7 protein-coding genes are annotated in these 8,959 nt (G+C 36.8%); 2 read left to right on the top strand and 5 right to left on the bottom strand.

The window, feature by feature from the left end:
* Positions 1 to 1,355 (bottom strand): cache domain-containing protein (locus K4G57_RS07000; RefSeq protein WP_221561821.1); only part of this gene is annotated, 1,355 nt, incomplete at its 3' end.
* Positions 1,356 to 1,489: 134 nt separating this feature from the next.
* Between K4G57_RS07000 and trpS the strand changes: the two genes are divergently transcribed.
* Complete coding sequence (gene trpS / locus K4G57_RS06995) at positions 1,490 to 2,479, top strand: tryptophan--tRNA ligase (protein ID WP_221532474.1); 990 nt, start codon at positions 1,490 to 1,492, stop codon at positions 2,477 to 2,479.
* 214 nt (positions 2,480 to 2,693) lie between these two features.
* Here trpS and cybH read toward each other — a convergent pair whose 3' ends face one another.
* The 4 genes from cybH to purB form a co-directional block, all read right to left on the bottom strand.
* Complete coding sequence (gene cybH / locus K4G57_RS06990) at positions 2,694 to 3,362, bottom strand: Ni/Fe-hydrogenase, b-type cytochrome subunit (protein WP_221532465.1); 669 nt, start codon at positions 3,360 to 3,362, stop codon at positions 2,694 to 2,696.
* Positions 3,363 to 3,373: 11 nt separating this feature from the next.
* Positions 3,374 to 5,110 (bottom strand): nickel-dependent hydrogenase large subunit, encoded by a 1,737-nt coding sequence (locus tag K4G57_RS06985; RefSeq protein WP_221532464.1) that lies wholly within the window; start codon positions 5,108 to 5,110, stop codon positions 3,374 to 3,376.
* A gap of 16 nt (positions 5,111 to 5,126) precedes the next feature.
* Entirely contained in the window at positions 5,127 to 6,278 is a 1,152-nt protein-coding gene (locus K4G57_RS06980) for a hydrogenase small subunit (RefSeq protein ID WP_221532463.1), read from the bottom strand.
* A gap of 116 nt (positions 6,279 to 6,394) precedes the next feature.
* On the bottom strand, positions 6,395 to 7,738 hold the full coding sequence (purB, locus tag K4G57_RS06975) for an adenylosuccinate lyase (RefSeq protein WP_221532462.1): 1,344 nt from the start codon (positions 7,736 to 7,738) through the stop codon (positions 6,395 to 6,397).
* A gap of 61 nt (positions 7,739 to 7,799) precedes the next feature.
* On the opposite strand from purB, the gene K4G57_RS06970 reads away from it, so the two are divergent.
* Positions 7,800 to 8,843 (top strand): RluA family pseudouridine synthase, encoded by a 1,044-nt coding sequence (locus K4G57_RS06970; protein WP_236033266.1) that lies wholly within the window; start codon positions 7,800 to 7,802, stop codon positions 8,841 to 8,843.
* The last annotated feature ends 116 nt before the right edge of the window (positions 8,844 to 8,959 follow it).

The following is an 8,959-nucleotide window of genomic DNA, read 5'->3' as shown; positions in this document are numbered from 1 at the left end:
ACATCAAGCATATTGTTTAAGACTTTCTTTAATTCAATGAGTTGAGGATTATGAGGATTTTCTATGATTCTAGCACTCAAATCTCCACTCTCTACTGCTTTTGCAGTTTGGGCAGATTGGGTGATGGTTTCTGCATCTTTCTTTAGTCCTTGTTGTGCATTTTCAATATTACGATTGATTGTCATCACCATTTTTCCAATCTCATCATTTGCCTTTGGTGTTACAAGATTCGGAGGATTTTTTGTTTCATGGTTTAAATATTTAAAAAACCCATTTAGGAGATTAGAAACCGTTTGTAGCCTTACAATTACAGAGTTTTTAATATACAAAAATACACCAACAAGAATGATAAGAATAGAAATAGCAATACAGGAAATAACAGTTGTTCGCAAAGAATACACAGGCTGCATTATAGAACTCACTGGGGCAACAAGCAACACACTCCAATTTGCTACATCATAATAAATCGTAAAAGAAGATAATCCAACCAATGCTTTACTTCCATCAAGTGCTTTATAGTCATAAACACCATTTTTGTGATTAATAGAGGCATTCTTAATAGTATCTGTGCTAGAATCTGTATTAATATCAGAAATATTTTTTGCTAAAGTATCGGCGTTGGGATGCACAGCAACCGTTCCAGATTCTGTCATAATAAAACGATAATCATCTTTAAAAACATTTAAGGATGAATCTTGAATCCAAGCCCCAATCTTTTCCATATCCACAGCAAATCCAAGCACTCCAGCAACACCCCCTTTGCCATCTCCAACTGGGTAATTTAGTCCAACAATTAAACGATCTCCTTTCCCATCAATATTTTGAAATGTGGGCTCTCCAATGGTTGGCTTACCTGTCTCCAAAGCCTTTTTCACACTTCCAAATTGCATGATTTTCTCTGTAGCTGGAATCGTATAAATCCCTCCATCATTCTCAATATCACTATCCCCTCTAACCATCAAAAATTCTCCATTTGGGAGACGATTTTCTTCTCGCATAGGAGTAACATCTTTTAAGTATAAATATAAAAAGCTTGCGTCCGCATCCGCATCTAAAGTATCTTCTAGAAACTTTTCTAAATTCCCTCCCGGACGCATTTTAAAATCATCTGCAGACGAAATTAAGACCTCAACATTATTCTCTAGAGTGTCTAAATATGCAAAAGTTTGGTCAAATCTCCCTTGCACAAGATTACTCATTCTTAAAGCAACATTTTGAAGAAGCCTATGAGCCTCTCTTGTTTGAATGGCTGTACTCATAGAAATTATAATATAAGTTGTAACCCCCATACAAACAACAATTATAGCTGTTAATAGCAAAGAAACTCTTGCTCCTAGTTTTAAATTTTTTAGCATTACGCCTCCCTAATTTTATTTTTTACAATTACAAAGTCGTAATTATTTCAAAAAAAGAAAAAAAAACAACTTAAAATAAGTAGTAAGCTTGTTATAATTTCATATTAATTTATTCTTTAAGGATTCCAATGCAAATAGAAAAAGCGCGTGTATTTTCAGGCATACAACCCACAGGAAATATTCATCTAGGAAACTACCTAGGGGCTGTGAAAAATTGGGTTGAAAGTCAAGATTCCTATGAAAATATTTTCTGTGTAGTTAATTCCCATGCTATTACACTTCCTCAAAATCCAAAAATCTTAAAGGAAAAAACTTATGATTTATGCGCAATGCTACTTGCCTGCGGAATTGACCCTAAGAAATCTACACTTTTTATCCAATCTCAAATTCAAGAACATACTTCTTTAGCATGGCTTCTTACTTGTATCACACCAATGGGCGATTTAAGCCGTATGACGCAGTTTAAAGATAAAAGTCAAAAGAATCCAAAAAGCATTTTTGCAGGACTTTTTAATTATCCCAATCTAATGAGTGCAGATATTTTGCTCTACAAAAGCCATTTTGTCCCTGTTGGCGAAGACCAAAAACAGCATATTGAATTAGCACGTGATACTGCTATACGTTTTAACCGCGATTTTGGAGAGACTTTTGTCGTGCCAGAACCACTGATCATGAAAGAAGGGGCTAGAATTATGGGACTAGATGACCCAACTAAAAAAATGAGTAAAAGTTCAAGTGATAAACCAAACCACGCTATTTCGCTAATAGACACGCCCGATGAGATTGTAAAGAAAATTAAAAAGGCAACAACTGATAGTGAGGGGGTTATCGCCTTTGATAAAGAACGTGCTGGAGTGTTTAATCTGCTAACCATTTACCAATGCTTCTGCAAACAAGATGAAGTGAGCATTGAAGCAGAATTCAGCACTCAAGGCTATGGAGTGCTAAAAGAAAGGGTTGCAGAGGCTATTATTGAAGGCTTACGTCCCATTCGCGAAGCTTACTCTAAGCTAATTTTAGAACAAGATTATTTGCACAAAATCCTAGATAAAGGAGCACAATCTGCGCAAAAAATCGCCACTACAACTTATGCAGAGGCAAAGGCGAAAATGGGGCTAATTTAAGATAAACAAGACAATAAAATATAAAGAAGCTATAGAATACACAAAAATACCATTAATTGCGTTAATAAACAAAAAGAAAAAAATTTGGAGAAATAAAAAAGCTCTTACTGAAGTATTAAAGAAATGTCCATCTTTAAAAATCAATAAGAACAGAAAATTTTAGAATGTGTTGTTGTGAGATTTTTTAAATAGTAAAAAGAATAGGAGAAAGCCCCTATTCTTTTTCAAATTTAATACCATTTAAAATTGTATCAACTCCGCCACCTGGATAACGTGTTGCATTCCAAACTACCATATAAATATGAATAGGAATAAAAATTAAAAATGCCCAAGTTAAAATATGGTGGATTGCACGCACACTTGCAAGCCCACCGCATAGCACTTCAACAGGACGCACAAGAGGCATAATCAATCCGCCTAAACCTTCATGATAGACATGCGCATATAGCACTAATCCCGTAAGAGAAATGGCAAGAATTAGCAACAAAACAGCAGTGTAAGTTATAAATTGCAAAGGATTATAAGAACCCTTTAAACGCGGATGCCCACCAAAAAGCAAATATGCCCTAATCACACCAAACCAAATGATAGGATTAATCAAATCTAAAAATGAACGACGTTCTACTGCACACTCTTTTGTTAAAAGTAAATAAATGCGAAAAATCGTAACTGCAATAAGCATAAATCCAAAGATTAAATGCCAACTGCGCATCAACGCATAAAGAAATCCTGTTGGCTCACCGCTAAAGTTGTTTGGAGCTAGATAAGGATAGCCTAGATAGAATCCTGTGGTAATGAGTGCAAAAATGGCGATTGCCCTTAACCAGTGAAAAATTCTCGTAAGTTTTGAAAACTCCATTATGGGCTTATATTTTGTTTCCATAGCTACCCTCCTTAAATACTACAATTCATTGCAATAGGGTCTAGTTTGTATTGACTAATTTCATTGCCTTTTGTATCCATTAAATGCACAGCACACGCAATGCATGGGTCAAAGGAATGGATTGTGCGAATGATTTCAAGAGGTTGTGTTAAATCTTGGATTTTTGTGCCAACAAGTGATGCCTCATAAGGTCCCATTTGGTTTTTGGAATCTTTTGGTCCTGCATTCCAAGTGCTAGGGACAACAGCTTGATAGTTTGATACAACACCATCTTTGATTCTCACCCAATGACTTAGTGTCCCGCGAGGCACATTTCCGATATAACGTCCTTTATATTCTTTTTTGTTATCAATCTTATAGGGCGCACAAGTTGTTTGGTCTCCTGTTTTTAGGTTTTCTACTAAGGAATTAAAGGCTTCAATTCCATAATCTGCTGAAAGTTTGCATTCAAGAACTCTCGCAGCTGTTCTTCCAAGAGTGCTAAAGAGTGCTTCAAGTGGCAATCCTGTATCCTCTAGGAATTGTGTTGCAATTTTTGTAATACGTGGATTTTTAGCAGCCAACCCTACGACGATTGCCGCAAGAGGTCCCACTTCCATTGCTTCACCATTGTAGCGCGGAGATTTAATCCAGCTGTATTTACCATCTGTATCTAATGCCTTTGTTTTGATTGGTGCTCCATCTGGTCCGATTGTGTCTTTATCTACAAAGCCTGTATAGCTTGGTTCTGTCTCGCCATCATAGGGGTGGAGTGGCTTATTGTTTGCATACCAAGAGTGTGTTGCCTCTTCTGTAATTAGTTCTTCATCTAAATCAAGTAATTTTGAAATATCGCCACCACGTACAATCCCTGTGCTATAAAGTGTTTCGTTACGATTGACTGGAATTTCAGCATGGCATAAGAAATTGCGCACACCGCAGCCTTTAAGGACACTTGGCTCATTTCTATACACTTCTGCTGCCATCACAACATCGGCATAATATGCACGATTTACGAAATCCGCAACCTCTTTATACTTCGTTAGCCAATCACCAAGTCTTGATGGGTCTAAAATATCTGCCACACAAGTTACACCACCAACGGTTAAGCTTTGAGGATGGGGTTGTTTTGCCCCAAAGATTGCCATCATCTGTGCTGCTACTCTTTGCACTTCAAGCGCTTTTAGGTAATGTGAGAGAACAATTAGATTTTGCTCTGGGGAAAAATGGTAAGTTTTATGACCCCAATAAGCGTTTGCAAATGGTCCTAAACCTTGTTTTGCACTAGCAAATTTTTTTACTCTCTCTTGCACATTTGCTAACTCATCTGCACCCGTTGCAATAGGGTTTTTAGAATATTTAAAGGCAAGCTCAGAAGCCCTCTTGGTATCTGCTTTTAGAGCAGAAGTAATATCACACCAATCAAGTCCATGCAAATGATAAAAATGCACTAAATGGTCGTGCAATACGAGAGAAATATTCATTAACGAACGCACCATTTCTGCATTAAATGGAATCTTAATTCCAAGAGCATTCTCAACAGCTGTGATTCCAGCTTTGTAGTGTGAGTAAGTGCAAACACCACAGATTCTTTGTGTCATAAATCCTACATCTCTAGGATCGCGATTTTTAACAATAACTTCAATTCCACGCCATAGTGTTGAACTAGAATAAGCATCAGTAATTACATTGTTTTCATCAACAATCACTTCAATTCTTAAATGCCCCTCAATTCTTGTAATGGGATCTACAATGATTCTTTTTGTCATCTATTTCTCCTTAAGCTTATTCTTTGTCTTTTTTAATATTGCTTAATACAGCGTGTGCTGCTAAGCCAATAGCGGTTGCACTTAAAAGTGTGATTCCAATTGTATCTGCTGTTCTATCGGCACCACCTAGCAATGGCGTGTTATAAAGCTTATTAGCAAGAGGCTCTTCAAATGGTCCCATTGTATCCCAAAAGTTTGGCTCACTACAACCAATACAGCCATGCCCTGCTTGAATAGGCCAACTTGTGTGAGAATTAAAGCGAAGTTTTGAGCAATTATTGAAAGTATAAGGACCTTTGCAACCTACTTTATACAGGCAATATCCATTTTTTGCACCATCATCACCAAAAGTTTGAACAAATTCGCCTGCATCGAAATGTCCGCGTCTTTCGCATAAATCGTGGATTCTAAGTCCATACGCCCATTTTGGTCGGTTATAAGCATCAAGGCTTGGCAATGTTCCAAAAAGAATGAAATGCAACACATTTCCTACAATATTTTTCTCACTTGGAGGACAACCCGGAACATTAATTACAGGCTTATTCGTTACTGCACTTAATGGTTTTGCAGCTGTTGGATTTGGGTTTGCAGCTTGGATTCCACCAAAACTAGAGCAAGTTCCAATCGCAAAAATTGCTGCTGCATGTTCACTTGCTTCCCTTGCACTCTCTAATCCCGTTTTGCCATGCGCACCAATGGTTAAATATGCACCCTCTAATGCAGTTGGAACGCCACCTTCTACCATTAATACATAGCGCCCTTTGTAACGTTCTATTGCAGATTCTAGGTTTTCTTCTGCTTGGTAGCCTGCTGCTGCCATTAGAGTTTCGTGGTATTCCAAAGAGATGTAGTCAAAAATCAAGCTATCAATACCAGGTCCATCACTCCTTAATAAGCTTTCACTACAGCCTGTGCATTCTGCTAAATGCAACCAAATCACTGGAAGCCTATCAGCAACTTCTGCAGCCTTAGCAGTTAGTGGTGCAAAGCTTGCTGGCAAGGATAGCATTGCTGTCATTGCTCCTGCCCATTTCATAAAATCCCTTCTTGAGATTCCTTTTTCTTTTAGCATTTTTTTAATGCTATTGCCCTTTTTAAGCGCAGGAAACTTCGCAAGTTTTGCTAGTCTTTCTTCTGCTTGTTGGAGTAAAAGATTCTCTTTTTCCATAATGCTAACCTTCCTTTTACTTTGAGTTTAAAAATCGCTTAAAATTTACTCTTTTTTTACTTAATTTAAACTATAAAAGTTAATATTTTTAAATTGATGAATTTATTTTGCCCTGTTTATTTTTTATTCTTATCCCCAAAAACTCTTTTAAAAATGGAATCTATATTTTTTGTGTAATAGCTAAACTCAAAGCATTCGCGCACTGCGTTTTGACCGATAAGTCCCACAAGTTCAGAATCTGCTAATAAATATTGTAAATACAGACTCTCACCCTTTTCATTTACTGCGCTCTTACCATTTTGCAAATCACTCCACACTTTCATCGCATTTCTTTGCACGATTTTATACGCATCTTCCCTTGAAATACCCTTTTTGGGTAGCTCTAATAAAATTCTCTGTGAAAATACAAGTCCGCCAGTTAAGTTGAGGTTTTTTAGCATATTTTTTGGATAAACCACAAGCTTTTTAAGTAGCCCATGTAAGCGCATAAGCATAAAATCAGTAGTAATAAAGCTATCAGGCAGGATAAATCGCTCAACACTACTATGACTAATATCGCGTTCATGCCAGAGTGCGACATTCTCCAAAGCAGGAATAGCATAGCTTCTAATCATTCTACAAAGTCCTGTAATGTTTTCACTTAAAATCGGATTACGTTTATGAGGCATAGCCGAGCTACCCTTTTGTCCGCTTTCAAAATACTCTTCTGCCTCATACACTTCTGTACGTTGCAAATGGCGGATTTCCACAGCAATTTTTTCACAGCTACTAGCAAGCAGAGCTAAATCGCTCATAAGTCGCGCATATCTATCCCTTTGGATTACTTGATTGCTTATGGGAGCAGGTTTTAACCCAAGTTCAGCGCAAACAAGCTCTTCTAACTCTATGGGAGTATGGGCAAGATTTCCCATTGCTCCGCTTAATTGCCCAACGGCAATCACTTCTAAAGTGGATTCTAATGCCTTGTAATGCCTCCCTAACTCATCATACCAAATTGCTAACACTAATCCAAAAGTGATTGGCTCCCCATGGATTCCATGGCTTCGCCCTACCATTAATGTGTCTTTATGTTCTTGCGCCCTAATCCTTATAACTTCACGCACTTGCTTAATATCTTCTAAAATTATCTTCAAAGAATCACGCATTTGCAATGCCACTGCTGTATCAATACAATCACTACTTGTGATTCCATAATGCACCCAACGTGATTCTTCGCCCAAACTTTCAGCTACACTTGTGGTAAAAGCAATTAAATCATGCTTTGTAACTGCTTCAATTTCATCAATCCTTGCAATATCAAACTTCGCATTTTTACAAATCTTCTCGCAATCGCTATTAGGAATTAATCCTAATTTATTCCATCCGCGCACTAAAGCCTTTTCTACTTCTAGCCACGCAGAATATTTTGCTTCCATATCCCATAGTTTTTTCATCTCTTCTCTTGCATATCTCTCTACCATGAAAATCCTTTCTGTTTTGTGCTACAATAATGCTAACATAACACCCCTTAAAAGTTAGAAAATGCCCTATATTTACGAAGAATTTATTATAAATTCTCCTACAAAAGCTTATGTGTTTTTAATGCAAAATCTTAATTTAAACATAGCAGATGCCCAACGTTACATCAACAAGGGCAAAGTGTGGTATAAAGGGAAAGTTTTACAAGAAAAGACAAAGATTTTAAGTGATTGTGTACAAGTGTTAGTGTTTAAGCCCGATTCTATTGGCTTAAAACCTCTTTTTGAAAATGAAGATTTTGCCATTTTTAATAAACCGCCAAAAATGCTAATTCACCCTAAAGGACGATTTCATCATCATAGCTTCATTGATGAGGTACGTGCTTACTTAGGCAATGTAGCAAATCTCACACACAGAATAGACAAGGAAACAAGCGGTTTGGTGCTTGTTGGTAAGCATAAAAAAAGTATAGTTGAGCTAGGATTAATGTTTTTAAATAACAGCATAAAAAAAGAATATCTCGCATTAACGCGCGCTAATAATAGAATCCAACATACAAAATTTAATTGCTTTAGTCTGTCTCTACCTCTTGCTACACAAGAAAAGGGAGGGGATTTGTGTGTGCGCTCTGTGTATAAGAAAAGTGCATCAAGCCATAAGAAATTAAAGTTTAAAAATGCGCAAAGTGATTTTGAAATGCTAGGGATTTTAGACTTTAATGATGAGAAATTAGAGCAATTAACAAAATATAAGATTAATGGAGATTCTGAAATTCTCTCTAAAAACTCTAAATTCTTGCTTTTAAAAGTGCGACCAAAAACTGGGCGCACACACCAAATCCGCGTGCATTTGCAAGCATTAGGAATTCCCATTTTAGGAGACCCGCTCTATGGTGCAAAGGACAAGCACAGCCGAGAATATTTAGATTCCGAATTTATCCCAAAAGAGATGGAATCTAAAAACACATTAAGCGATGAAAAACGTTTAGAATATTTTGGCGCAACGCGCTTAATGCTTCATGCTTATGGATTACAATTTCATTATAAGGGCAAGTGTTACTACTTTAAAAGTATTGAGAATTTTGACATTAATAAAAGCATTTTTTAGCGCACTTTAGAGTGAATGCAATGAAAACGTTATGAAAATGTAGAATCTTTTTTATTTTTGTATGCAAGAGGATTTATGCTATAATCCAACAAATTTCAAGTTTAAAAGGATTTTGC

Source organism: Helicobacter turcicus (genome assembly GCF_019711685.1).
GTDB lineage: Bacteria > Campylobacterota > Campylobacteria > Campylobacterales > Helicobacteraceae > Helicobacter_D > Helicobacter_D turcicus.
Note: the sequence above shows the minus strand (reverse complement) of the source record. Positions and strands in the feature narration are given on the sequence as shown.